We start from the raw sequence: 1644 nt of genomic DNA, 5'->3' as shown, positions 1-1644 counted from the left end.
GGTCGTGGTACACGGCAGACGTACCGTTTGCTCTAGGCCGAACATCTGGATCCCCGCGCGCTGCCTCATCATCCCCTGCGCTCTGACGGCGGAATCGACGTTCAGCGCCTCGATGCTGACGGGGCCGGACATGTGCAGATAAGGCTTTACGCGAGCGGCGCGGGCAGCGTTGATCTGCTGCGCCGCCAGTTCCGGCTTCCAAACGGTCTTATTGCCAACGGAGTGGCCGAAATACGTCCCCTTGCCATCAAGGAGGTTTTCATAGCTCTGCGCGTGGCGAAGCTGTCTGACGTCGCGCGCCTCAAGCCTTGCGGTAACTTCCTCAGCGGTGAAGCGTCCATTTGATGCCTTGACCGATAATTCAATCTGGGCGGCGCGATTTTATATAGGGCATCGCGCTGGTAGCTGCACCGATCGTCGTCACTTCAAGGCCCCCGGCGAAAATAGTCTACCCGTGAACAATGCGACCGCGCGGGGCGATACTTAAGGTCCGGTCTCTCGCCGGCTCAAATCCCACGCCGTTTCACCTGAAATTAACCATGTCCTGCAATCGTCCGCGATTGGCTTGGCGGAAAGGGCGTTCTCGTGCGAATTGAAACAGCGAACAACTATCTGGCCGCGAGTCAGCGTCCATCATCGGCCGATCGCACCAGCTCGTCCTCATTCTCGGCGGCTCTCTCCACCGCGCCGGCAAGCACCGCTCAAACCGGGCCAGGCAGCGCCGCGCCGCCTGATTTCACCAGCATGACGCGCCAGGAGCTGTTCGACTGGATGAACGGCAAGATCAAAAGAGGCGAAATGTCGCTGGATGACAGCTCGGCGTTTCTCGGAATGACGGTGAAGATACCCGTTGGGACAGGGCAGGGCGCACCGATCGCGCTCGATGATTGGGAACGGGTCAACTTCGTGCAGCTCGCGCGGGACGGCATTGCAGGCGCCCAATCCCGAAACGACGCCATGACCCTGGCGATGCTACAGAGCGCCATGCAGATGATGCAAGGCGACCACGGCGCGAATATCAGCCGCCACGCCTGATCCTGCCGGCTCAAATCAACACCCGCTCCACTTCGTCCAGCGTCACGTCATCGGATCGCCGGTGGTAGAGCTGCGTCGTGCGGGTGGAGCTGTGGTTCGCCATAGTCGCGGCCGTCTCCAAGGTGCCGCCGTTCTTCAAATAGGTCGTGATGCCGGTCGCGCGGAACGAGTGGTTGCCGATCGCGGTGCCGATGCCCGCCGCGGTCGCGCGGCGGCGCACCATCAAGAAAGCATTGGCTTGGGCGAGGGGGGCATCGCTTAGGCGCTTAGTGCCGCGCGCGATCGTGCGGAACAGCGGCCCCCTGGCGCGCTCGCGCAAGCCGCAGCCGTCGATATAGGCGAGCAGATATTCCTCAAGGTTGTGGTGGCACGGCATTTCGTGCCGCTTGCCGCCCTTTTCGTGCAGGCGGACCCATAGGCGGCGGTTCTGGACGAAAGCATCGTCAACGGTCATGGCGACGGCCGCGCCGATCCGCGCGAAGCTATAGACCATGAGGCCGATAAGCGCGCGGTCGCGCAAGCCGGCATGGGTGGCAACGTCTATGGTGTCGAGTATCTCGCTACGACCACGAAACGAACAGCTTGGGCATCGATCAGACCGCGCGGTTC

At 62.2% G+C, this 1644-nt stretch carries 3 protein-coding genes; 2 read left to right on the top strand and 1 reads right to left on the bottom strand.

The features are described from left to right. The first annotated feature begins 132 nt into the window (after window positions 1–132). Both RLDS_RS29385 and RLDS_RS56600 read left to right on the top strand, forming a co-directional pair. Complete coding sequence (locus RLDS_RS29385) at window positions 133–345, top strand: hypothetical protein (protein WP_020818524.1); 213 nt, start codon at window positions 133–135, stop codon at window positions 343–345. 426 nt (window positions 346–771) lie between these two features. Next, window positions 772–1035: a hypothetical protein gene (locus RLDS_RS56600; protein WP_197672745.1), complete on the top strand. Its 264-nt coding sequence runs from the start codon at window positions 772–774 to the stop codon at window positions 1033–1035. Window positions 1036–1045: 10 nt separating this feature from the next. Here the strand turns inward: RLDS_RS56600 and RLDS_RS29375 are convergent. Further along, window positions 1046–1644, bottom strand: a 599-nt coding sequence (locus tag RLDS_RS29375) for a tyrosine-type recombinase/integrase (RefSeq protein ID WP_021224258.1), incomplete at its 5' end; no start/stop codon positions are given.

This window comes from Sphingobium lactosutens DS20 (assembly GCF_000445105.1).
GTDB lineage: Bacteria > Pseudomonadota > Alphaproteobacteria > Sphingomonadales > Sphingomonadaceae > Sphingobium > Sphingobium lactosutens.
Note: the sequence above shows the minus strand (reverse complement) of the source record. Positions and strands in the feature narration are given on the sequence as shown.

Excerpts from the sequence above, each read along its gene's own strand:
- RLDS_RS56600 (WP_197672745.1), top strand. The coding sequence starts at position 772 with ATGAACGGCAAGATCAAAAGAGGCGAAATGTCGCTGGATGACAGCTCG.